We start from the raw sequence: 23220 nt of genomic DNA, 5'->3' as shown, positions 1-23220 counted from the left end.
TGCCCTGGAACTGGCATTACTTGCGCCGGAACAGTGTTCGGACGGAGTCTCTGAGGTCGGCCGTCTTATCTCTGGCTGCATCGGTCAAATCAGTTGCTCTGACCTTGGCCGCGTCGGTCAGATCCGTGGCCTTGTCTTTTGCCGCGGTGGCACCCACTGACCCAGTCGCCAGCGCTTTGTTCACCGCCTCGCCCGCGGCCTGGCTCCATCGCTTCGCATCGCTGGGCGCGTCGCCGGACTCGATGCCGAGGCGGGAGCGAAAAGCCATCACACCCGTAGCGAGCTCCTTGCTCGACCGCACGGCCGCCGGCGCGTCGCGCGGATTGAGCAGCACTTTGGAGTTCGCGTTGCAGATCGTCTGATTCATTTGGGTCAGTAAGCGGGCGGTGTTGCTCGAGATGAGGCCCAGCCGCTTCTGACGAGCCTTGGCAAGGCCCAGCCGGTGGCTGTCGAGATCCTCGGGAGCGGAATCGAGCACCCGATCGAGTTCCAGCATGGCCACCCCGTCGTGGAGCTGGAAGCAGCGCGCGATGACCGCCAGCCATTCGCGCACCTTGGGCTCGGCCTCCTTGGTGGCCTTGGCAATCTTGCCGAGGTCGGCCTTCTTCTCCAGAGTCTCGGCGATGGCCTCGAGTTGGCATATGGCGTACGCCTGCGTCCGGGCGAGCACCAATGAGCCCGATTGGATCTTCGACCAGGTGATCTCCGAAACCCGCCCAACCTGGTCGCGCACGGTCAATGCTTCCTCGATGACCAGGTCAACGCCGATCATCTCCGCCAGAACCGCGTCTTTCTGTGCACGCAGGATGTCATCGACCTTCTCGTTGATCTCTTGGAGATACTCCACGATCTGGTCCATCTGCTGCTGCATCGCCTGTTGCTGCATCATCGTCGACACCGCGGAAAGGGCCAACGGACCACCAAGCAGCTTCGTCGGGGCCTGAGCGATCTGAAGCCACTGCTTGACCTCACCGGGCTTCCCGATCATCGCGTGACTGACACCGGGGGTCTTGGTCGCCATCAGCCCGTATTGCTTGACGGCCTGCGCCGACTCAGCAGTCAGCTTGACCCAGCGTCCCGAGTTTGTAGCCACTTCCGAGCCGACTCGCAGTGAGGCCCCGCTGGTACCGGCCAACGACGAAAGACGGCTTAAATCCAGCACTTTCGGCGACGCCTTATCCAGGCCTTGATCGAGCAAGAAGCGCTCAACATCGGCCGAGTTACCGATCACGGCCAAACCGTCGCCGTCTGCAACCAGTTCGATCTCGTTGCCCATCTTTTCTCCGTTGAATCGAGACCATCGACCACCCACTCGGCTCGCTTGCCAATAGACGCTACCGGCGCGCCCTGACAGGACGCGAACGATCGAGGCTACCCCCGCCGGCGCCGCTGAACCGCATTCTGATCGCGGCGCGAACTCGCTGGCCACGGCATTCAGCGCGGCGGCTGTGCAATCTCGTTCGGATGTGGCGATACGGCGAGTACGGATTTTAGGGTTTGAAGATGGCCTCTCCGTCACCACATTCGCGTTCACTAAGACGATGGCCGCCAGCCTGGCAACGTTGGTCGCTCAACGCACTGCACGGCTTCGACAGGCGCATCATCGACGACTGGACAGCGCTCATGAACAAGCACCTCCAACGATCTGGTGGTGCCACCCCAATGCAGACGGCTCGCTACACCGTCGATGTGCTGCTCTACGTGAACAGGCTCCGCTCGGCGACCGCAATACTTGCTTCACACGGCGATCCTGCAGCGCGCCACCAACTGGCCGACGCCGCCCTCGACTTGAATTCCGCTCTCGACAACCTGTGCGAAGCACGGGACCGGCTGCTCAAAGCGGCTGGCGCGAACCGTGTTACCTACGATTAGCGTCGGGAAATCGACATTGCGACGCAGAGTCCAACGCGTGCCACTTTTTCGTAACTTTCGCAAATTTGCTACGATTGGTTGGGTTCCGACGGTGAGATGAGAGGAAGTGAGACCCATGAGCACCGCCTCCGCGGAGATTGTGAGCCCGGTTCCGGCCGATGCCGATGGGCTTGCCGATGTCCTCAGCTTCATGGAGGCGCACGAGGCCCGTCACGGGACCTCGCCTGAGCCTGCCTTCTTCTTGTCCGGCGCGGGCGAGCACGATCGTGTCGAACTGACCGAGCAGCTTTACGAAGTCCTCAAGCGTGTCGCCCACGCCCTCAGCCACGGCCAGTCCATAAGTATCTTGACTCGCGACCGAGAAATCTCCACCCAGCAGGCCGCCGAGATCCTCGGCCTGAGCCGCCCCACCGTGGTTCGCCTTATCGAGGACGGCGAATTGCACGCGCACGTACCCGGTGCAGTGCGTCGCAAGCTGCGGCTCGCCGATGTTCTTGCTTACCGCGAGGAGCTTCGGGCCCGACGCAACCGGTTCATCACCGAGAGCTCGGCGGAGTTCGCGGACGCCGACGCCGACGAAGTCGCCGAGTTACTCGCCGAGGCGAAACGCACGCATTGACCGTCCGCGACGTCTGAAAGACTCGCCCGCGTGTATCGCGCCGTCCTCGACACCTGCGCCCTCGTGCCGAGCCTTCAGCGCGACTTCCTGCTGCAGCTAGCCACCGAAGAGGCCTACGCACCCGTGTGGGGGTCCGGAATCCTCTTCGAGCTGGACTATGTACTCGCCGGCCTGCACGACAAGCGCGGGATCACCGATAGCGCCAGGCGCCGTCAGCACCTTTTCGACCAGCTGAAGGCTGCATTTCCTGGCTCTGAGGTACACGCACCCAAAGACCGCGACTACAGCTACGCCCTCAATGATCCCGATGACGGCCATGTCGCCCACGCGGCGATCATCGGCAAGGCCGACGCCATCGTCACAGATGATCGCCGGGCCGGGTTCAGCACAGCGGGCGTGCTCGTGGAGGCCGACATCGAAACCGTGCACCCACATCAGTTCGCCGCCAACACGGTGTCAGCGCACCCGCATGCAGGAGTCCGCGCGTTGCGAGAGATGTCGAATCGCCGAACCAACCCGCCGCAGACCCCGGAACAGATCCTTGAGCTGCTGGTGACACGGCAAAACATGACCGAGGTCGCCGAGATCCTGCTCCCGCTGTTGTCGGAAACCGGAGACCCGGCTGACCAAACGGGGTAAGCGCTCACCAATCAAGTTCTGGTCGGTGATCGACCAGCCGTACTTGCAGCGGTCGAGGCGGAGTGCGCAACCCCAACAACGCCAACGCACTTCCATCATCAATGTCGGACCCCGCACTTACGCTGACCCCGAACCACACTGAGGAGGACCGGTATGAACAAGGCCGAGCGTCTGTGGAATCTGCGGGACGCAGTGCTGGCGTGGCTGTACGAGCTACGGGTCGAAGGGGCCACCATCGCCGAGGCAAAAACTGCGGCCTTCATGGAGGCGACTTCTTGGTCCGACATCGAGGTCACCCGCGAAGAGTTGAACGCCGCACTAGAGTGGCTCATGGAGGAGGGCTACGTCGACGGCACCGGCACCATGCAGGGGATCGTTCTCCGGCCACACTTGACCCCCTACGGCGAGAAGTACGCAGCGTCGGGCAAGTCGGTGCGTGACCTGCCTGGCGTCGCCGAGGTGCAAAGCCCGTATCTGCACATCGAAAGCAGCAGCGGTATCGCCGTTGCATTCAACAGTCCCGGCGCTACGCAGACTGTCAACGTCCAGCAGAAGGTAGAACAGGCGCGCATACTCGCCGATGCGATCGAACAGGCATTGCCCGCGCTCGCCGATGTACACGTCCGCGGCGCCGCCGAACAGCTGGTGTCGGAGATCCGCGGTGAGTCGAACTCGGATTCCCCATCCCCGGGTCGACTCAAGACGTTGGCCACCGCGGCGATGACCTCAATCGCCACCGCGGCGGGCACCGAGGTGGGCAAAGTGATGATCGAGGCGGCGCTACCGCTGCTGTCGTGACCAGCGGCGTCACCGTGACCCAATGCGAATTGGTTGGGTAGGACGTCTAGGTCGGTCGTCTCGGTTCAATCTCATGGGCAGGGTCGACGCGCCCCGCCTTATTGGCTGCGGCACACTGACACCGTGCACGGACGGAGGCTGCGGGCACCGTGGTAGTGCGCGTCAGTGTCGGCCCCCAGCCTCCTGGAGTGGGCGGTTGAGCGCGCCGGCTGGGATGACGAGCAACACAGCGCCGCGCAAGGCAGCTCGCCCGTGCCGTCGCCAAACACATTGACTGCCACATGGCATTTCCTGCCATTCAACCCAGCCCGTGACATCGTCAGCGAGTTAGCAATCGACTCGGTCAATTAAGTTGGGAAGTGCCACAAGTGATCCCAGTGTTATCGTGACCACGATGCGGCGACCAGCAAACGGCTTGGGCTTAGGCATGCTGGGCCGTGGTGATTGGTACATCAATATGGTCCCGCGCAACGACCACGCCATTCTTGATGGCGTAACACTCGACATAGTGCTCCCCACGGAACTTTGTGGATTCGCGGTGTGTTCGGGTGTCGTCGTTGATAATCTGACCCCGAATCTCGTTTCGTTTCTCCGCTTCCTCGCCGCGGTTCAAGACCTTCCACTTGAACTTGAATGGTTGCGGCACATCGCACTCCGTGACTGTGAAGTTCAAGGTTTTTTGCGGTCTGAGCCAGACATGTCGGGCAAGCATGCTGCGTAGGGTATCCGGGCGGAAGCCGTTTTGGGTGACGGTGCAGTCGATGGTCAGGGTGTACCGAACGTCCACTGGGAACTCATCTTCGATGAACTCTTCGGTGTGATCGAACGTGTAGGCGCTCGCAGTCTTCGCGGTACTGTCGACCGCAGGAACAGGCTTGCCGAAGACCTTCTTCCATTTAGCGTTGACCGTCGTGTTGCCGTCAGCGTCAATCGCTTTGAGGCACAACTCGTACGCGGTCTTCGCCTTGCTCTGGAACCTCTTCTTGACTTTTACATCCTGCTTACTTCCCAGCGCTTGGTAATGGTCGTGATCGTCCTCTTCGGACAGAAACTTGAAGAAGTCTCGGACCATGAAGGCATAAGTCGTCATGGTCGCGGAATGGTAGTCGGCGTTCTTCTGCAGGAAGTTGTACGCCAAGGTGTCCATCAACAGGCCACCCATGACTACGCCGTGCTTGTTCTTCCACGCTCGCGCCATCTTGCATAGTTTGCGAAAATTCCGATTGGTGATGCTGTCGTAGTCTCGGGTCTCATTGATCTCCTCGCGCGGCTTAGTGACCTTCCAGGACTTCGATTTCGTATGCGGGTACTTGAACGAGCCGTCCGCTTGCTCGAAGACGGGCTGTACTTCGAACATGAAATTTTGGAACGTGACGACGACCACCGGACTGTCAACCTTCACGCTGGATGTCGGGTAGCGCGCTTGAATAGCGGCGCGCGTGCGCGACAAGACATCCGAGGGTCCGTCCTCTCCTTCGTACTTGTCCCATAGGGACGACGGCAGGATGTAAAGCATGTCAAGGTCCGATATGCCGCGAATTGCCGTGAAGCGCCCGTAGGAGCCCACCATGAGCTGATGGTCCTTCGAGCTGTCGAGGTTCCGGAACTCCTTGTTCAGAACCTTGGCAATTTCATCGCGACGGGCACCGATGGTGCCGGCGTTGTCGACCTGTAGGTTCGTGAGCAGGCCCTCGAAAATCTCACTTGTCTTCATCGGCTGCTGGCTTTCCCTGTCGAAGCTGGGCTGGCAGCATCTGGTCAATCTCACTCTCCGAGAACGTCAAGTCTTCGCGGCTCTTCAAACCGTCCTGCGCAGCCTCGTAGGCTTTTGAGGTTGTGCGGGGAGCATCACCGAGGATGGCGAAGTACTGCTTCTGCAAATCGTTGCGTCGTTCGATTCCCTCCTGCATCGAACACATTCCCGCTTGAAGGTCAACGATGAGCGACAGGTAGGACTCGCGGACATCCCACACCTTTGCCGCAGTGTCACGGTGCTGCTGCATCTCCTCGCCGTGATTGAAGTTCTTGCTGCCAAGATTCATCGCGGTGACGACTAACGCGATGAACGAGGTGACCAATGGCGCCCATTGCTCCGCGTTTGCCTGGCCGAGGAGCGACGCCACGAACGTGGTCGAGCTTATGGCTGTCATGGCCAGAAGCCCTCGGCGCTGCCACAAATACTTTCGGTAGCAGATGTCTGCCTGCTTCTCATGAGTTTTGTGCGTGTACGCAGCGCGTCCGTACAAATCACGGACTTGTGCGAGCAACAATTTAGGCCTGCCTTCCGCTGCTGCAGTCTCTTCCGTTGGCTCTGCCATACAGCCCTCTCCGTTGCAGCACGCCGGCGGCGTGCAGGTGTCTTGGCTACCTTGGTCAACTGACTAGACGAGGTTGCATTTGCTATATCACTATGCAAACATAACATAATGACGGAATCCTCGACTCGTCCCGCGCACCTTCAAGCCATCCGCGCTGCTCTAGATCTGACCCAGGGCGAGTTGGCCGAGCGGCTCGGTGTCTCCTTCGCCACGGTGAACAGGTGGGAAGCCGGCTCCAGCAAGCCGCAGAGGGCCCAGCTCGCAAAGATCAACGCTCTGGCCGAGGAAGCTGGCGTCGATCCCAGCGATGCCCCGGCTGCCGGTGGAGCAGTAGTCACCCGTCGCCGTGGCCGCCAAGCTAAGCCAGCGACTCCGACCACAAAGCCAATGGAGCAGATGCTGTGGGACGCCGCTTGCTCGATCCGAGGCGAGAAGGACGCGCCGAAGTTCAAGGACTACCTGCTGCCGCTGCTATTCCTTAAGCGCCTTTCCGATGTCTTTGACGACGAGATCGACCGACTCGCCGAGGAGTACGGCGACCGTGACGTCGCCCTGGAGATCGCGGACAACGACCACGACCTGCTCCGCTTCTATCTCCCGGCCGAGGCACGTTGGTCCGTCATCAGCGGACGCGTGCCGTACGACTGGCCTGACGACGAGCGCGGTCGGTCTACACGACCACGCGACATCGGTGAACATCTCACTAAGGCCGTGCGTGCCGTCGTCCGATTCAACCCGAGCCTCGCCGGAGTCATCGACGTCGTCGACTTCGCGGCCGAGCGCAACGGTGAGCGAGACATCAACCCCGCCAAGCTCAATGGCGTCGTCGAGACATTTTCCGACCCGCGTTATCGCCTCGGCCTCGCAGACGTGCAGCCGGACTTCCTTGGCCGCGCATACGAATATCTTCTCCGGAAGTTCGCAGAAGGCTCGGGCCAGAGTGCGGGCGAGTTCTTCACTCCAACCGAGGTCGGATTCCTCATGGCGCGCATCCTGAGGCCGAAGCCAGGACAGACCTGCCATGACTACGCTTGCGGTTCCGCCGGCCTACTCATCAAGCTCCAGCTCATCGCGCGCGAGCTGGACCCGACCGCCAAGATCCCGCTCAAACTGTTTGGTCAAGAGCTACAGGCCGAGAGTTACGCCGTCGCCCGGATGAACGCAATCATCCACGACATGGACGTCGACCTACGCCGGGGCGACACCATGATCAATCCTAAGTTCCGGACCTCGTCGGGATCACTCGACCAGTTCGATCTTGTCGTCGCCAACCCGATGTGGAACCAGCCTTTTGACCCGAGCATTTTCGAGGACGACCCGTACGACCGGTTCATCAAACACGGTGGCGCAACGTCAGGCAAGGGTGACTGGGCCTGGCTCCAGCAGACTCTCTCGGTGCTCAAGGACACCGGCCGTGCGGCGGTCGTCCTCGACACCGGTGCCGTAACTCGCGGCTCGGGCTCGAAGAACGAAGACAAGGAACGCAACATCCGCAAGTGGTTCGTCGACCGCGACCTCGTCGAGGGCGTCATCCTGTTGCCCGACAACCTCTTCTACAACACGACGGCCGCTGGCGTCATCGTGGTGCTCAATAAGCGGAAGCCTGAGTCCAAGAAGGGCAAGATAACGCTCGTCAACGCGAGCAAGCGGTTGACCAAAGGCCGACCCAAGAACCACCTCGCGGACGCGGATGTCGCTGACCTCGCCAATCTCTTCAACGTGGGTGAGCCGGTTGAAGGCGAGGTAGCGGTCATCGACCTCGGGGAGGCTATCGGGGCTGACTACAACCTCAGTCCGAGTCGCTGGGTCACCTCGGCTGAGGGTTCCGATCACCGAGGCATCAGCGAACTGATTTCTGAGTTGGAGGCCCTTGCCATTGACTCCGCCAAGAATGATGACGTCCTCTTCGCCCTATTAAAGAAGGTCCAGTGAGCCCGGTGACCGCGACTGTCAGGCTTGGTGATCCGGACGTCGCTGATGTCATTCTCGGGCAGTCTCCACCTTCATCGACCTACAACGAGCAAAGTATCGGCCTCCCCTTCTATCAGGGGAAGGCAGACTTCGGACTCATGCACCCCACACCACGAGTTTGGTGCACAGAAGGCAACAAGTTCGCGAGGCCTGCCGATGTATTGATCTCGGTTCGCGCCCCAGTCGGCGATGTCAACATGGCAACCGAAGCCGCAGTCGTTGGACGCGGGGTGTCAGTCATCCGCGCCGCGAAGGGCGTGGAGCCGTGGTACCTGTACTTCTCCCTTGCTTTCATGAAGCCCGTTCTCGAGGCGCAAGCTACCGGATCAACCTTCGCCAGCGTTAACAGCACCACACTGCGCGAGCTGGAGATTCCGTTCTTTCCTCTGGAAGATCAGGTTGCCATCGGACGATCGCTTCGTTTCCTGCTGACTCAGATTCAACAGGAAGAGGCGGCTCTCAGCACGACCACCGAGACCAAGAGATCGACGATGCAGCAGTTGTTCTCGCGGGGCCTGCGGGGGGAGGCACAGAAGGAAACCGAGATCGGCCGAATCCCCGAGAGCTGGGAACTTATTCGTCTGGGCGAGCTCGGTCGAATCGGGAATGGTTCGACCCCGAAACGATCGACTGGTGCTTACTGGGACGGTGGGACTTTCCCATGGCTCAACAGCGCAAAGGTCTACGACCGTGACATCCAAGATGCAGACCAGTTCGTGACTGACGTCGCCCTGAAGGAGTGTCATCTGCCCGTGCTCGAGCCGGGAGCCGTTCTGGTGGCTATCACTGGACAAGGCAAAACCCTAGGTAATGCGGCCGTCCTCAGTATCCGTGCAACGATCAACCAACACCTCGCCTACCTTCAGACGGACCTTGAGAAGGCTGAACCAAAGTTCGTACGCGCATACCTTGAGACTCAGTACGACCACTTGCGTGCGGTCGCTTCCGGCGGAGGTAGCACGAAGGGGGCGCTGACGTGCGGCTTCCTCCGTGGGATGACCGTGCCGTGGCCGCCAACCATCATCGAACAGCAGGAGATTGTCGAGGTGCTGGACGCACTCGACCGCAAGATCGAGCTCCTCGGCCGTAAGCGCGACGTGCTTGACCAGCTCTTCAAGTCGTTGCTGCACAAGCTGATGACCGGAGAGATTTCGGTCGCCGACCTCGACTTGAGCGCATTGCCGTCAATCGACGGGACTGCAGCATGAGTCAGATCAAGATCTCCGAGGCCAAATCGGTGCAATTCCCGATGGTGAAGCACGCCTCAGCCGTCGGCTGGGAGCAACTTGCGCCAGAGGAAGCCGAACGCATGCGTCGCGGTCGGGCCAACATGCTGTTCCCCGAGGTGCTGGAGAACAAGCTGCGGCAGTTCAACCCGTGGCTTACCGAGGACCAGGCCCGCGCGATCGTCGAGAGCATTGAAGCGCTGCCCGCCACGATCGAGGGCAACCGAGAGGTGCTGCGTTGGCTCCGAGGCGAACGTCAATGGCACGACGAGAGCGAACAGCGCCAGCGCCCGGTTCAGGTTGTCGACTTCGATCTGCCCCACGAGAACGCCCTACACGTCACGTGGGAGTGGAAGGTCGAGCCGCCGGCCCGGGCAAAAGGGAACCGCGCCGACGTCATGTTCGTCGTCAACGGAATTCCGGTCACCATCGTCGAGCACAAGAACCCAAAAGACCGCGACGCGCTCACCAAAGCCGTGACCCAGCTTCGACGTTACGAGATGGAGACGCCAGAGCTTCTGGCTCAGGCCCAGCTTCACAACGAGACCCACCTGATCGAATACTGGTACGGCGTCACGTGGAACATCAACCGCCGCATGCTCATTAGGTGGAAGCACACGAGCGACGAGTCCTACCGCGATGCCGTACAGGCGTTCTTCGAGCCGCGTGACTTCCTGCGCACCTTGCGCGAGTGGGTGCTCTTCTATGTCGAAGACGGTGAAACGAAGAAATCGGTCCTCCGCGAGCACCAGCGCGGTGCAGTCGATGCGGTGGTCGCGCGGTGCGCCGACCAGGCGAAGAACCGGGGGCTGATCTGGCACACGCAGGGCTCCGGCAAGACCTTCACGTTGCTAACGGCGGCGCAGTTGATCCTCAGCCAGAAGGACCGCTTCAACAACGCAACCGTCATCCTCGTCGTTGACCGCACCGAGCTGGAGGGCCAGCTCAAGGAGTGGGTCGACAGACTGCTCGGCGAGATGCAGGCCAACGACATCCCGGTTCGGCGTGCCAACAGCAAGGATGACCTGCAAGACATCTTCGATTCCGACTTCCGAGGCCTGGTCGTCTCGATGATCCACAAGTTCGAGACAATCCGGAAGGACAGCTCCAACCGCGACAACGTCTTTGTCTTCATCGACGAGGCTCACCGATCGGTCGCTGCTGACCTCGGCTCATACCTCATGGCGGCGGTCCCAAACTCCACCATTGTCGGCTTTACGGGCACCCCGGTCGGCGGGACACAAGGCGGTGGCACAAGTTCGTTCCAGATCTTCGGATCACAGGACGAAATGGGCTACCTGCACAAATACTCGATCATTGAGTCGATCGAGGACGAGACCACTCTGCCGATCAAGTACATGCTTGCGCCGTCGTCGATGTCCATGGCACCAGAGGACTTGGACGAGCAGTTCTACGCCCTTGCGTCCGACGAGGCCGTCACCGACATCGATGAACTCAACAACGTACTGCGGCGAGCAGTCGGACTCCGCACCTTCCTCGGCTCTGACAGCCGCGTCGCGCAGGTGGCTGAGTTCGTCGCGAACCACTTCAATGAGAACGTGGATCCGCTGGGGTACAAGGCCTTTCTCGTCGCGGTCGACCGTGAGACGTGTGCGAAATATAAGCGGGCGCTCGACAAGCTGCTACCGCCCGAGTGGTCCGAGGTGGTCTATAGCAAGAATGCGAGCGATGTCGTCGACCGTCCCGACGTACATGAGCTCCAGCTTTCCGATGACCGCGAGAGAGAGGTGCGTCGGCAGTTTAAGAAGGGCCATCAACAGCCCAAGATCCTGATCGTCACTGACAAGTTGCTCACCGGCTACGACGCGCCGATCTTGTACGCGATGTATCTCGATAAGCCGATGCGTGACCACGTCCTCCTCCAGGCGCTTGCGCGCGTGAACCGACCATATGTCGACAGCGAGGGTGTGCAGAAGAAGGTGGGTCTCGTCGTAGACTTCGTTGGCATCTTGAAAGAACTTCACAAGGCGCTGCGGTTCGATTCCGCCGATGTCGAAGGCGCCCTGCAAGACCTCGATCTGCTGATGGCTGATCTACTGCTGAAGATCGACGCTGCTTCCAGCGAGTACCTGCAGGTCACGCGCGGCCAAGGTGATGACGAGCAGTTAGAAGGCATCGTTTACGGCAAATTTGTATCGGAGGACGAGCGCAAGAAGTTTTTCGACGACTACCGCGACATCGAGGCGTTGTGGGAAATACTCTCGCCCTCAGCGGAGTTGCGCGACCACATCGCGACGTACAAGCGCCTATCTGTTCTGTACGCGGCCGTGCGAAACGCCTACTCCGAGGCGACCACCTTCACTGCCGATCTGGAGCACAAGACCAAGCATCTGGTCGAAGAGACCGCAACTCAAGAAGGTCTCGGTAGGTTTACCAAGTTTGCCACGTTCGATGTCCCAACATTGGAGGCCCTGGGTAGGGACGACGGACCACCTGAGGAGAAGGTCTACAACCTGTTGCGTGGCTTACGCAAGGAGATGGACGACAACCCGGCAGCCGCGGTGGCGCTCCAAAGCATAAAAGAAAGGGCCGACCGTGTCATCGAAAACCTCGAAGAGCGAAAGGTCAACGGCCTTGCCGCTTTAGATGAGCTCAAGGCAATTGCGGAGGAGAAGGACAAGCTGCGCGAGTTCGCCCGGCAGAGCGGACTGTCGGATCGCGCCTTCGGTATTTACTCGGCATTGAGAACCGAGCACTCGTTGCGTGGGCTGAAGGTCGATATCCAGAGGGTTGCGGTGAGCATCGAGGTGGCGGTAGATCAGTTCCCGCACTGGCGGCAGAATCCCGAGGAGCGCCGCCGCCTGCGCAGTGGACTCTACAAACCACTGCTGGATAGTCAGGTACCTCCAAAGTCCTGCGCCGAGATTATCGACAACGTTATGACAGTGCTGGAGAAGGTCTGATGGCAAGGCCGAAGATGCCGCTGACCGCCGATCAAGCGCTAACCCGCAAGGCGATGGCGTGGGCGACCAAGATTCGAGTGAATCCTTCCCGCATCGTGATCGCCGAGCTCACTAGAAAGTGGGGCTCGTGCGCACCGGACGGTGTGATCACGCTTGCACGGGATCTTGTCGAAATGCCCCCGGCCTTCCAGGACTATGTCGTCGTTCATGAACTGCTCCACCTGCGATACCGCTCCCACGGAAAAGCCTTTACCGCGATGATGACTGCGCTAGTTCCCGGCTGGCGCGAGCTAGAGGCATCGAGTCCTATCAGGGAGGTGCGCAGGTGATTCCCGTGGAATGGTCGGAGGCTCCCCGTCAACGACACGCGTTGTTAAGTGGATGTTAGCCCTCGGCATCATGCGACGACGGGTCGCTTGTATGCGCAGTAGGTAAATCCGGGCTGGCCGACGCGCACCGCCGCAAGGTATCGGAGGCAGATCGCGCTGCAGTCCAGGCCTCAGCGAACGCTCGCTGAGCAGCCTTCATCGCGCGGAAGACTTCGGTTGCATGCGCTGAGTCACCGATATGCATATTGAGGCGGATGGCCAAGGCGCCAAGTAGGTCGGACTCGGCCAATCCAACGCCAGCGAGAGTCCTAAGGAGCTCGTCGGCCACTGCCGGCTCGCCCGCAAGCAGCCCGATTTGCTCTAGATCCCCGCCCAGGACATACATTCGCATTCGTATGTTCTCTGCATGGGCAATCAACGGCGCTGCATCCCCCCAAACATTAAAGTTTGGAATTGCGGCCTCGGCTGGATGGCCAGGTTCTGCAGGCCATAGTTCCCTAATTGCGGGGGCTGGCCTGACGGCCAATCCGCGGCCAGAGGCCGGCACAAGAAGACCCTGAGCACGAAGTTCCTGCACCGCCCGCCGCACAGTCATTCTCGCGACGCCAAAATGCTCGGCTAGCTTTGTCTCTGCCGGTATCCGCTCGCCAGGACGTAGCTGGAGCGAGGTAATCGCATGTCGTAGCAGGTCCGCGATCTGCTCGTATGGCGGCGCATTGCTTTCGCGGTCAATCTGACCAAAGTTCAACACAAGTCACCTGCTCATCGGGCTAGTACAAGACTAGCCAGTAGCTAGACGAACCTACACGCCATAGAAGCGTAGACCCGGCTCGACAACCCGGCGGAAGAGGGCCGGAATCAGCCGATACCCGCGCCTCCTTCAGCTATTCGCAGACGGCCTTGACATGTCGTCGGGACCGTCGAGCAATGGCCGTAGCGGGGGGTCTATTGCGCTGTTATTGTCTAGTTATTGTCTATACAGTGACTACACCTCGTATGGCGCGGGTGTGGCGAATGAACGGAAGGGAAGGAAGCATGTCGGTCCCCAAATGGATACAGATCGGGCACGACCAGGTGTTCTCGCTCGGCGCGTTTCTGGTGTCAGAGGTGACGCCGATGATCGACTTCGACAAGTCCTCCGGCGACAACCGCGTGCAAGCGACTGACCGCGAAACCGGTTCGCCGATGTGGCAGGTCGAAGTGCTCGACGGCGACCCGGCCGCACCGAAGCGCAGCCGCACCGTGACTGTCAAGTTCGCTGCGCAAACCCAACCAGTTGCGCCTACCAATTCCAGCGGAACACCCTTCACCCCAGTGGTTTTCGAGGGTCTGATGGCTCTGCCTTACATCGAGCGGTCGGGCGACTTCTCACGGATCGCCTGGTCATTCCGGGCCTCGAGCATGACAGCACCGGGCAAGCCGTCCGCCGCGCCTAGCTCAGGTCGGGCATCGGCATGAATCCTGATCCCGACGCGCCATTCGATCCCGACACCCCGCTGCGGCTCGACCACGTGCTGCACTTCCTCACCAGCTTGACCCTGTCGATAGCGGTAATCGGTGGTGTCACCGCCGCCGCCCTCTTTTATTGGCGATTGCAGTCACCGGAAACCTACAAGGATCGTTTCGCGACGCCCGCCCGCCTTGTGCGCTGGCGACTGTGGGCACACGTCTCGTGGAAAAGGCTGTGCAAGCGTTGCGGGTTGTCAGCCTCAGAGCAGGTCACTCGCCTAGACAAAGAAGGACGGCAAGTTGCGAGGACGCGCTGGATTCATCCAAGACTGTGCGGAACTGAAGTGTCTCAAACCAGCCTGCATTTGACAGTACGGGCCAGGATGGGACAGACCATCGACGACTTGGAGCGCGCCGTTCCGGCGATTCGCGACGCTGCGGGCGCCCATTCGGCGCGGTCGGTTGTCGTCTCACCCGGGACGCTCCTAATCGAATTGGTCATGTGGGAACAGTTGTCGACGGTGGGCGACGCTGCTCCATCAACATCCGTCTCGACATCACGGGTCAGGCTCGGTCGATGCGAGAACGGCACACCGTGGATCTTGCTATTGAGCGGCCGTCACACCCTCACCGTAGGTTGCTCGGGCGCAGGCAAAGGTTCGGTCTTCTGGGGCATAGCCTGTGGGCTCGGTCCCGCTGTTGCCGCCGATGTGGTGCGCCTGGTGGGGATCGACCTGAAGTACGGCATCGAATTATCAGTTGGCTCAAGGCTATTCACCAAGATCGCTACCACGGAGATTGATGCCGTGCAAACCCTTACCGCAGTGGAGAACCTGATGGAACGGCGCGGCGCCGCGATGGCAGGTCGCACGCGCGAGCACAGTCCGACTAAGAGCTCACCCCTCGTGGTGCTGCTGATCGACGAGCTGGCTGGAATGACCGCGTACATGAGCGACCCCGCACTGCGCAAAGAAGCCGCCGCCTCGTTGTCTCGAATCTTGACCAAAGGCCGCGCACTGGGAATCGTCGTGGTCGCATTCCTGCAGGATCCCCGCAAAGAAGTCCTACCGATGCGGGGCCTGTTCACTCAGACGATCGCACTCCGTCTTCGTTCCCGCGACGAGGTAACGATGGTTCTCGGTGACGGAATGGCCGATTCCGCACCCGCACATCGGATCAGCCCTGACACGCCGGGCACCGGGTACGTCGTCGCCGAGAACGGCCAGGTGACCAGAGTGCGTGCTGATTTCTGGACTGATGATCAAATCCGCTCCACTGCAATGCAATACGGACAGACGGCGGGCGCTACCGCGAAAGGACAGCTCAATGACTGACTGCGGATATCTCTTCGAACTGCCCGACCAAGACCAATTGGCCCGGCAAGCAGACGATTTGATGCAACGCGCCAACCTGGTGCGCAGATACGGTTTCGATGAGTACCGGCATATATGGTCCTCCGGCGAGATCCTCGGCACCGCACTGGTTCTGCACGACGAGACGGAACTCCAACGATGCAGCGAGACGCCTGTGTCCGCACTGGATCGTTGGGCATACAGCCTATGGGGAGTCACGGGGGGCGCAGCCGACAGCGCCGCCGGGTTGCCCCGCACCCGCGCGTGGTTCGACGCTATTCGGGCCGGCATGCACACGCCGTCCACACACCAACGACCCGCGACTGGGTGACGCGATGGTCGCTCACGGCATTAGGGAATCTCTCGTCGCTACGGGCAACTTCCCAGAACTGCTTACCGCCGAACAGGTTTCAGCTCTCCTAGGCGTCTCCGCTGCAACACTCAACCGCTGGGCCGCACTCCGCGAAACAACCGGCGAGCAGATCGGGCCGCCCTGCTACACGTTGTCAGACCGCGTACGCCGCTGGGATTGCGCGGAAGTTCGGTCCTGGCTGAAACAGGTGCGCCGGTAATGGCGGGCAACACCCCTCGCGGCATCCGAAAGCGCCTCAACGCAGCCGGCCAACCCCGCTACCAAGTCCGCTACCTGATCCGTGATCCGGACGCGCCATCGGGCTGGGTCGAAACATCGGCCACCTTTCGGACCCTGCGCGAGGCGAAAGCGTTCAAATCCGACCGCGACAATGAAGCCGCGCTCGGTGCACGTCGATTCGACCCACGCCTCGGACGCACACCGCTGAACCGGATCTGGACGCAGTTCTCGGATTCCAAGAAGCCGGCGGTGTCGCCGAAGACCTGGAGCGGATACGTCCAACACTGGGAACTGCGCATCGCGCCCCGATTCGGCCACATCCCCGTCGACGAGATCACTCGTGCCGACGTTCAGGCGTTCGTTGACGGCCTCACGGTCGGCCCGTGGGCGAAAGTGTCCACCCTGCGGCTCATGCGCTCGATTCTCGACGTCGCCCACCAGGACGGCCGCATCCACCGCAACCCCGCTCTTGGCGTCTCAGCGGGCCGCATTCCCGAGCGGGATCGTCATCGCTACCTGACCGCACAGGAGGTCCAGAGACTAGCCAGCGCCTGCGGCGATCAGGGCGACGTCGTGACAATCCTCGCCTACACCGGCCTGCGCTGGTCCGAACTCGTCGGCCTCCGCGTCAAGGACATCAACCTTGGCGCCCGCCGCCTCTTCGTCCGAAGGGCCGCACCCGAGGTTGAGGGCCGCATTGTCATCGGACCTCCGAAGACCCGCGCTGGCATCCGAACCATCCCGCTCCCGCAAGTCGTGGTCGAGATCTTCGCCCGCCGCACCAAAGGCCGCGCTCCCGACGAACCAGCGGTCACCTCATCCAACGGAACAATGCTGCGATCCAATAACTGGCGCCGCCATACGCACTGGAATCAAGCCCTTGAGAAGACCGACCTGGCTCCGCTAACTATCCATGAGCTACGCCACACGTATGCCAGCCTGGCCCGTAAATCGGGGGCAGACCTGCGTTATGTCCAAAAAACTATGGGTCATTCCACGCCCACCGTCACCGCGAATATTTATAGCGATCTCTATGCCGACGAACTAGATCAAGTGGCAACCAACCTCGATCGGCTTCACGCCACTGAGATTCAACCACTCACGACCGGACAAGAACCGGACGAATTGAACCATCCATCGAGTGCATAATCCGTGTCCAAGCAGGTCAACCTGGTGGCCAGGGGCGGGATCGAACCGCCGACCTTCCGCTTTTCAGGCGGACGCTCGTACCAACTGAGCTACCTGGCCGGAAGGGCAAGTTGCCTCGCCGTTCTGGCGACCCTGACGGGACTCGAACCCGCGACCTCCGCCGTGACAGGGCGGCGCGCTAACCAACTGCGCCACAGGGCCTTACATACTGCGTTGCTTCGCTTTCGCGTTGCGTACCCCCAACGGGATTCGAACCCGTGCTACCGCCGTGAAAGGGCGGCGTCCTAGGCCACTAAACGATGGGGGCCAATCCGAATCTCTTCGGGGGCACTCTCAACGTTTCCGTTGGGAGCTTCGATAGCTTAGGGCACGACCGCCCCACGGCCCAAATCGGCACTTCAGACCACCAACGGCCGCTCAACCACCTACCCGCGGAGGCGGCCTCACGGGACGCAGTATCCTGTGTCCCACGCCCCTATAGCTCAGTCGGTAGAGCTACGGACTTTTAATCCGCAGGTCCCAGGTTCGAGCCCTGGTGGGGGCACAAATACCTCGCCCGACGCCGAGCGTGGGGCTTTTCGGGAAGCCACCCGGCGTGTCGCCTCGGCAACCCCCACGCTCGACGTAAAGCGTTGCAACGCCGACCTACTTCGCCGGAATCTCCAGTTCCGCCACGCGTTCCTGCACCGCCTGACTGATCGCGGCGGTGAAGCGGTCGGCCATCATCTGCGCCGCCAGCGGCCGCAGGTTCGGCACCACCTTGGCGATCCGCCCGAGGTACACATTGGGGTCCTCGGCCTCGCGAATCCGGCTGAACACGACGTCCGTGACCTCATTGGCGAGGGCATCGATGTGCTTGTCGACGACGCCGGCCAGGCGCCGGATGTCGTCGGCCGGCACGTTGGTGTCGCGCAGGTTCATGGCGGCGCCGAGCACCGACTGCCGGACGCTGAAACGGCCGTCATCCAGGCGTCGAATCGCCCCCAACGCTTCGAGCGTGTCGAGGGCCCGGTCGTCCAGCGCCAGACCGGCACGTTGTTCGAGTTCGCGTAGGTCGACGGCCTCGTCGTCAGCCGGGCTCCACGGTGTGAGAAGTGCCGCACGCACCGCGAGGTCGTGGGCCGTCGCACCTTCCGGCAGCCGCGCCAGCACCTTGGTGATGGCGGCCAGCGTGTAGCCGTGCTGCTGCAACTGCTGCATCAACTCGAGCCGAATGCGGTGCGGCGCACCGTAATACGCGAGCCGGCCACGCCGCTCGGCCGGCGGCAGCAGGCCGCTCTCGTTGTAGAAGCGAATGGTTCGCACCGTCGTGCCGGTACGCGCGGCCAGTTCGTCGATGGTGAATTCCTCGACTGTGACATCTGTCATTCCACGAAGTATAGACACCAACATTCACACTGTGCCAGTGTTACTGGCACAGTCACACGTCACTATGAAATGAGAGCCACATGACCCTGCCGAAGCCCGATGGCACCACCGAGGTCGTCATCACTGGCGCCTCCTCCGGAATCGGAACCGAACTGGCCCGCGTGCTCGCCGCCCGCGGCTACAACCTCCTCCTCGTCGCGCGCCGGCAGGACCGCCTCGACGCCCTCGCCGACGAGCTGCGCGCCGACCACAGCGTCGGCGTGACGGTGCGGCCGTGCGATCTGGCCGACGCCGCGCAGCGCCAGACGCTGATCGAGGAACTGCGCACCCGGCCGGTCGCCGGCCTCTGCAACTCCGCCGGCTTCGGCACCAGCGGCGCCTTCCACACGCTGCCGATGGACCGCGAGCGCGAGCAGGTCGAGGTCAATGTTGTTGCGCTGCAAGAACTCACGCACGCCGTGCTGCCCGGCATGGTGGAGCGCGGCGCCGGCGCCGTCCTGAACGTCGCCTCCGTCGTGGCCTTCCAGCCCATGCCGTCGATGGCGACCTACGGCGCATCCAAGGCGTTCGTCAACTCGTTCTCCGAAGCCGTGCACGAAGAACTGCGCGGCACGGGCGTCTCCTTCACCTCGCTGTGCCCCGGACCGGTTCCCACCGAATGGGCCGAGGTCGCCTCGGCACACGAGTTCAGCCTGCGACCGGCTCAGGTCTCCCCTGTCGACGTCGCGACGCAGGCCGTCGACGGCATGCAGGGCGGCGCCCGCCAGATCGTGCCCGGCGCCGTCGTGAAGCTCATGGCCATCACAGGCTCGATCACTCCCCACGCCCTGCTGCTGCCCGCCCTGCGCCTGGCCCGCCGGGCCCTCGGCTGAAAACCGACCCCACTCAAGAACGGACCCCTGCCATGAACCTCTCCGACATCACCGCCCTGGCGACCAAGCCCGTCGCCGCCGTCAGCGCCAAGCCGCTCGCCGTGTTCGCCAGCGTCATGAACACGCCGATCAAGACCCGCCCGATCTACCTGCAGACCGTGGTCGACGCCCTCACCGGCTACACGCTCGAGGACGCCGTCGCGGGGAAGATCGTGGTGATCACGGGCGCCTCGGCCGGTATCGGCGAGACCACCGCCCGCCGCATCGGCGCCGCCGGCGGCGAGGTCGTGCTGGTGGCCCGCACCCGGGAGAACCTCGAACGCGTCGCCGAGGACATCCGCGCCGACGGCGGCACCGCGCACGTGTACCCCTGCGACCTGAGCGACCTCGACGCCATCGGCGCCATGGCCGACCAGGTGCTGGCCGACCTGGGTCACGTCGACATCCTCATCAACAACGCCGGCCGGTCCATCCGCCGCTCGCTGGAGCTGTCCCACGACCGCATGCACGACTACCAGCGGACCATGCAGCTCAACTACTTCGCGCCCGTCCAGCTGATCCTGAAGTTCACGCCGGGCATGCGCGAGCGCGGCTTCGGGCACATCATCAACGTGTCCTCGATCGGCGTGCAGACCAAGCTGCCGCGCTTCGGCGCCTACATCGCCAGCAAGTCGGCACTGGACGGACTGTGCGACACGTTGCAAGGTGAGACGGTGTCGGAGAACATCACCTTCACGACGGTGCACATGCCGTTGGTGCGGACCGCGATGATCGCCCCGACCAAGATGTACGACCGCTTCCCCACCCTGACGCCCGAGCAGGCCGCGGCCACGCTGTGCGACGCGATCATGCACCGGCCGCGCCGCCTGAGCCCGCCGTCCGGACAGCTGACGGCCCTCACCGACGCCCTCAGCCCGCGTCCGTTCGACCTGGTGCGGAACAAGGTCTACTCGATGTTCGGTGAGTCCGCCGCTGCGCAGGCGGCACCGGCAGAGTCCGCCGAACCCGTTGCGGCTGAATAGAAAAGGAACCTGATGGACCTGAACTCACTGCTTGCCGAGCCGGCCCGGCGGGCCGGTCCCGAAACCCGCGCCCTCGTGGCATTGGTGCGGGCCGGCGCCATCGGCGTCGACCTGCCGCACCGGTTGGTGCAGGTCCTGGCGGCACTCAACACCTACGGGCCGTTCGGCGCCGCACCGCGCATCGCCGCGATCCGGCACGGCGCCTATCCGGCGATCGCCGACGAGCGCGGCGAGCTGACGTACGCCGAATTCGATCAGGCGGTCAACCGGATTGCCAACGCATTGCGTGCTCGCCTGGCCCCCGGAGCCACCGTCGGCATCCTCTGCCGCAACCACCGCGCACCCCTGATCGTGGCGTTCGCCGCGTCGCGCGCCGGGGTCAACGCGGTGTGGCTCAACACGGCGTTCTCGGCCCGCCAGGCCGCAGAGGTCGCCAACCGCGAAGGCGTCGACCTGCTGGTGCATGACGTCGAGTTCACCGATCTGGTCGCCGACATCGAGGCCCCGCGCGGCACGTACGTCACCGATATCGACAGCGCCAGTGACGATCTCGACGCCCTCGCGGCCGACGCGTCGCCGAAGGCGCCGCCGGCTCCGGCCAAGCAGGGCCGGATCATCCTGCTGACGAGCGGCACGACCGGCACACCCAAGGGCGCACCGCGCGCCGAGCCGCGCAGCTTCATCCTCCCGGGCGGTCTGTTGGAGCGGCTGCCGATGCGTGCTCGTGAAGCCACCATCATCGGGCCGCCCCTGTTCCACGGCACGGGCCTGCTGATCGCCATCATGACGATCGCGCTGGGCTCGAAGTTGGTGCTGCGGCGCAAGTTCGAGGCCGAACAACTGGTCGCGGACATCGAGCGGCACAAAGCCACCACAGTGTGCGTCGTGCCGATCATGCTGCAGCGGGTGCTGGGCCTCGGCGAGAACACCGTCCGCAGCTACGACACCACGAGCCTGCGCGCCATCTTCTGCGCCGGTTCCCAGTTGCCGGCCGCCGTCGCAACCGCGGCGCAAGACCTGCTCGGTGAGGTGGTCTACAACCTCTACGGCTCAACGGAAGTGGCGCTCGCGACCATGGCGACACCCGCTGACATCCGCGAGGCACCCACTTCTGTCGGCAAGCCGATGCTCGGCTGCCGGATCAAGATCTTCGACGATAACGGCCACGAGGTGCCTGCCCCTGAAACAGGCCGGATATTCGTCGGTGCGGCAACGCAATTCGAGGGCTACACCGGTGGCGGCACCAAAGAGTTCATCGACGGCTTGATGGCCAGCGGCGACGTCGGGCACTTCGACGACAAGGGCCGCCTCTACATCGACGGCCGGGACGACGACATGATCGTCTCCGGCGGCGAGAACGTGTTCCCCGTCGAGGTCGAGGAACTGCTGATCACCCACCCCGCCATCGTGGAGGCCTCCGCCGTCGGCGTCGACGACGAGGAGTTCGGAAAACGCCTGCGCGCCTTCGTGGTCACCGTCGAGGGGACCGAGGTGTCGGAGGATGAGGTCAAGCAGTTCGTCAAGGACAACCTGGCCCGCTACAAGGTGCCGCGCGAGGTGGTGTTCCTCGACGAGCTGCCTCGCAACCCGACGGGCAAGGTGCTCAAGCGGGATCTCGGTCGCCCGGAACGACTGAGGGCCCGTCGGACTCAGTCAGAGCAGCCACACCCGTCGGGTGCTGCGGCGGGCTCGCGGACGGCCGGCGCACAGCACACATCGCCTCGCAAGGCGCCCACACCTTCCCTCACCGCGATCCCGGCGATCACCAACGCCGCGATCGGGTCGGCCCACGACCAGCCCAGAACACTGTTGACCACGAGACCGATCAACAGCACGGCCGACAGGTAGGTGCACAGCAGTGTCTGCTTGGAATCAGCCACCGCCGAACGCGATCCGAGTTCCCGGCCGGCCCGTCGTTGTGCGTACGACAGCACCGGCATGACGATCAGGCTTGCCGCCGCGAGCACGATGCCGACAGTCGAGTGCCGGGCTTCGCCGAAACCCAGCAGGGCACGGATCGCGTCGGCCGTCACGTAGGCGGCCAGCGCGAAGAACGAGAACGCGATGACGCGCAGTGCGGTCTTCTCGCGGGCTTCCGGGTCGGCGCCCGCGAATTGCCAGGCGACCGCGGCGGCCGAGGACACCTCGATCACCGAATCCAGGCCGAAGCCGACCAACGCCGCCGACGACACCCGTGTGCCTTCCGACAGCGCCACGACGGCCTCGATGACGTTGTAGGAGATGGTCGCCGCGACCAGCCACCTGATGCGCCGCGCCAGCTGACCGCGGCGCACGTCGGTGAGTGTCATCAGGTGCACCCGCACGGCTCGCCGTCGGCGCCGACGCACACGCAGTCGGGGTCGACCGCGAGCACCAGTCCCATGAGGTCGTCCAGGGCCCGGCCGATCCGGCGGTCCGCCAGCTCGTATCGCATCCGACGGCCTTCCGGCACCGTCACCACCAGACCGCAGCCCCGCAGGCAGGTGAGGTGGTTGGAGAGGATCTGCCGGGAGACGCCCAGCTGGTCGGCCAGGTCCGACGGGTACCCGGGAACCTTGTTCAGGCTCAGGAGGATTCGGGTGCGCGTCGGATCGGACAGGGCATGGCCGAACCGCGCCAGGGCGTCAGTGTGCTGCAGTGTCGCCATACGGTTGACGGTACATCATTTTCTGTATTCAGGAACCAATGTACCGTCGGACTCATCCCGCCGCCAATCACCG

General features: G+C 62.6%; 20 protein-coding genes, 4 tRNA genes and 2 pseudogenes. 16 read left to right on the top strand and 10 right to left on the bottom strand.

Features of this window, described 5'->3' with window-relative positions; genetic code table 11:
• Positions 1–16: 16 nt before the first annotated feature.
• Complete coding sequence (locus ACZ5IQ_RS03025) at positions 17–1276, bottom strand: hypothetical protein (protein WP_464480777.1); 1260 nt, start codon at positions 1274–1276, stop codon at positions 17–19.
• Between the two features lie 227 nt (positions 1277–1503).
• Between ACZ5IQ_RS03025 and ACZ5IQ_RS03020 the strand changes: the two genes are divergently transcribed.
• The 4 genes from ACZ5IQ_RS03020 (at position 1504) to ACZ5IQ_RS03005 (ending at position 3928) form a co-directional block, all read left to right on the top strand.
• Entirely contained in the window at positions 1504–1872 is a 369-nt protein-coding gene (locus tag ACZ5IQ_RS03020; protein WP_464480776.1) for a hypothetical protein, read from the top strand.
• Positions 1873–1987: 115 nt separating this feature from the next.
• Positions 1988–2491: a helix-turn-helix domain-containing protein gene (locus ACZ5IQ_RS03015; protein ID WP_464480775.1), complete on the top strand. Its 504-nt coding sequence runs from the start codon at positions 1988–1990 to the stop codon at positions 2489–2491.
• Positions 2492–2521: 30 nt separating this feature from the next.
• The gene (locus ACZ5IQ_RS03010; RefSeq protein WP_464480774.1) at positions 2522–3130 is read left to right on the top strand and encodes a PIN domain-containing protein; all 609 of its coding nucleotides are present in this window, start codon (positions 2522–2524) and stop codon (positions 3128–3130) included.
• 153 nt (positions 3131–3283) lie between these two features.
• Positions 3284–3928 (top strand): hypothetical protein, encoded by a 645-nt coding sequence (locus tag ACZ5IQ_RS03005; RefSeq protein WP_464480773.1) that lies wholly within the window; start codon positions 3284–3286, stop codon positions 3926–3928.
• 421 nt (positions 3929–4349) lie between these two features.
• On the opposite strand, the gene ACZ5IQ_RS03000 is transcribed toward ACZ5IQ_RS03005, so the two are convergent.
• Positions 4350–5642: a nucleotide-binding domain-containing protein gene (locus tag ACZ5IQ_RS03000; RefSeq protein ID WP_464480772.1), complete on the bottom strand. Its 1293-nt coding sequence runs from the start codon at positions 5640–5642 to the stop codon at positions 4350–4352.
• Positions 5629–6246 (bottom strand): SLATT domain-containing protein, encoded by a 618-nt coding sequence (locus tag ACZ5IQ_RS02995; protein ID WP_464480771.1) that lies wholly within the window; start codon positions 6244–6246, stop codon positions 5629–5631. The genes ACZ5IQ_RS03000 and ACZ5IQ_RS02995 overlap by 14 nt, the downstream gene beginning before the upstream one ends.
• A 108-nt stretch (positions 6247–6354) precedes the next feature.
• Here ACZ5IQ_RS02995 and ACZ5IQ_RS02990 point away from each other — a divergent pair, with 108 nt between their 5' ends.
• From ACZ5IQ_RS02990 to ACZ5IQ_RS02975, 4 genes are read left to right on the top strand one after another with little or no spacing between them, the layout of a single operon-like run.
• On the top strand, positions 6355–8178 hold the full coding sequence (locus ACZ5IQ_RS02990; RefSeq protein ID WP_464480770.1) for an N-6 DNA methylase: 1824 nt from the start codon (positions 6355–6357) through the stop codon (positions 8176–8178).
• On the top strand, positions 8175–9425 hold the full coding sequence (locus ACZ5IQ_RS02985; RefSeq protein ID WP_464480769.1) for a restriction endonuclease subunit S: 1251 nt from the start codon (positions 8175–8177) through the stop codon (positions 9423–9425). The genes ACZ5IQ_RS02990 and ACZ5IQ_RS02985 overlap by 4 nt, the downstream gene beginning before the upstream one ends.
• Positions 9422–12367: a type I restriction endonuclease subunit R gene (locus ACZ5IQ_RS02980; RefSeq protein ID WP_464480768.1), complete on the top strand. Its 2946-nt coding sequence runs from the start codon at positions 9422–9424 to the stop codon at positions 12365–12367. Before ACZ5IQ_RS02985 ends, ACZ5IQ_RS02980 begins: the two co-directional genes overlap by 4 nt.
• Positions 12367–12696 carry a M48 metallopeptidase family protein gene (locus tag ACZ5IQ_RS02975; RefSeq protein ID WP_464480767.1) on the top strand — a complete coding sequence of 110 codons (330 nt, stop codon included), beginning with the start codon at positions 12367–12369 and terminating at the stop codon, positions 12694–12696. The genes ACZ5IQ_RS02980 and ACZ5IQ_RS02975 overlap by 1 nt, the downstream gene beginning before the upstream one ends.
• A gap of 490 nt (positions 12697–13186) precedes the next feature.
• Here the strand turns inward: ACZ5IQ_RS02975 and ACZ5IQ_RS02970 are convergent.
• Positions 13187–13447: pseudogene (locus ACZ5IQ_RS02970) on the bottom strand (GntR family transcriptional regulator); the annotation flags it as partial.
• A gap of 284 nt (positions 13448–13731) precedes the next feature.
• Between ACZ5IQ_RS02970 and ACZ5IQ_RS02965 the strand changes: the two are divergent.
• The 4 genes from ACZ5IQ_RS02965 to ACZ5IQ_RS02950 all read left to right on the top strand — a co-directional run bounded on the left by ACZ5IQ_RS02965 (position 13732) and on the right by ACZ5IQ_RS02950 (position 17238).
• On the top strand, positions 13732–14154 hold the full coding sequence (locus ACZ5IQ_RS02965; RefSeq protein ID WP_464480766.1) for a plasmid replication, integration and excision activator: 423 nt from the start codon (positions 13732–13734) through the stop codon (positions 14152–14154).
• The gene (locus tag ACZ5IQ_RS02960) at positions 14151–15479 is read left to right on the top strand and encodes an FtsK/SpoIIIE domain-containing protein (RefSeq protein WP_464480765.1); all 1329 of its coding nucleotides are present in this window, start codon (positions 14151–14153) and stop codon (positions 15477–15479) included. Before ACZ5IQ_RS02965 ends, ACZ5IQ_RS02960 begins: the two co-directional genes overlap by 4 nt.
• Positions 15480–15832: 353 nt before the next feature.
• A complete protein-coding gene (locus ACZ5IQ_RS02955; RefSeq protein WP_464480764.1) occupies positions 15833–16069 on the top strand; it encodes a helix-turn-helix transcriptional regulator in 237 nt (78 codons plus the stop codon).
• Positions 16069–17238 carry a tyrosine-type recombinase/integrase gene (locus tag ACZ5IQ_RS02950; protein WP_464480763.1) on the top strand — a complete coding sequence of 390 codons (1170 nt, stop codon included), beginning with the start codon at positions 16069–16071 and terminating at the stop codon, positions 17236–17238. The genes ACZ5IQ_RS02955 and ACZ5IQ_RS02950 overlap by 1 nt, the downstream gene beginning before the upstream one ends.
• Positions 17239–17260: 22 nt before the next feature.
• On the opposite strand, the gene ACZ5IQ_RS02945 is transcribed toward ACZ5IQ_RS02950, so the two are convergent.
• From ACZ5IQ_RS02945 to ACZ5IQ_RS02935, 3 genes are all read right to left on the bottom strand, one after another.
• A tRNA-Phe gene (locus ACZ5IQ_RS02945) sits at positions 17261–17337 on the bottom strand.
• A gap of 25 nt (positions 17338–17362) precedes the next feature.
• Positions 17363–17439: transfer RNA gene (locus ACZ5IQ_RS02940), tRNA-Asp, on the bottom strand.
• A gap of 33 nt (positions 17440–17472) precedes the next feature.
• Positions 17473–17545: transfer RNA gene (locus ACZ5IQ_RS02935), tRNA-Glu, on the bottom strand.
• Between the two features lie 164 nt (positions 17546–17709).
• Here ACZ5IQ_RS02935 and ACZ5IQ_RS02930 point away from each other — a divergent pair.
• A tRNA-Lys gene (locus ACZ5IQ_RS02930) sits at positions 17710–17782 on the top strand.
• A 101-nt stretch (positions 17783–17883) separates the two neighbouring features.
• Here the strand turns inward: ACZ5IQ_RS02930 and ACZ5IQ_RS02925 are convergent.
• On the bottom strand, positions 17884–18606 hold the full coding sequence (locus ACZ5IQ_RS02925; protein ID WP_212813358.1) for a MerR family transcriptional regulator: 723 nt from the start codon (positions 18604–18606) through the stop codon (positions 17884–17886).
• An 80-nt stretch (positions 18607–18686) separates the two neighbouring features.
• Here ACZ5IQ_RS02925 and ACZ5IQ_RS02920 point away from each other — a divergent pair, with 80 nt between their 5' ends.
• The 3 genes and pseudogenes from ACZ5IQ_RS02920 to ACZ5IQ_RS02910 all read left to right on the top strand — a co-directional run.
• Complete coding sequence (locus tag ACZ5IQ_RS02920; RefSeq protein ID WP_212813360.1) at positions 18687–19478, top strand: SDR family NAD(P)-dependent oxidoreductase; 792 nt, start codon at positions 18687–18689, stop codon at positions 19476–19478.
• Positions 19479–19510: 32 nt separating this feature from the next.
• Positions 19511–20500 carry an SDR family NAD(P)-dependent oxidoreductase gene (locus ACZ5IQ_RS02915; protein WP_318987054.1) on the top strand — a complete coding sequence of 330 codons (990 nt, stop codon included), beginning with the start codon at positions 19511–19513 and terminating at the stop codon, positions 20498–20500.
• Positions 20501–20512: 12 nt separating this feature from the next.
• Positions 20513–22087: pseudogene (locus tag ACZ5IQ_RS02910) on the top strand (AMP-binding protein); the annotation flags it as partial.
• Between the two features lie 62 nt (positions 22088–22149).
• Here the strand turns inward: ACZ5IQ_RS02910 and ACZ5IQ_RS02905 are convergent.
• Together ACZ5IQ_RS02905 and ACZ5IQ_RS02900 are read right to left on the bottom strand one after the other, a co-directional pair.
• The gene (locus ACZ5IQ_RS02905; protein WP_464480762.1) at positions 22150–22809 is read right to left on the bottom strand and encodes a cation efflux transmembrane domain-containing protein; all 660 of its coding nucleotides are present in this window, start codon (positions 22807–22809) and stop codon (positions 22150–22152) included.
• Complete coding sequence (locus ACZ5IQ_RS02900) at positions 22809–23147, bottom strand: ArsR/SmtB family transcription factor (RefSeq protein ID WP_064858780.1); 339 nt, start codon at positions 23145–23147, stop codon at positions 22809–22811. Before ACZ5IQ_RS02900 ends, ACZ5IQ_RS02905 begins: the two co-directional genes overlap by 1 nt.
• Between the last annotated feature and the right edge of the window lie 73 nt (positions 23148–23220).

The organism is Mycobacterium toneyamaense, assembly GCF_055384815.1.
This window is presented reverse-complemented; position numbering and strand designations above follow the sequence as displayed.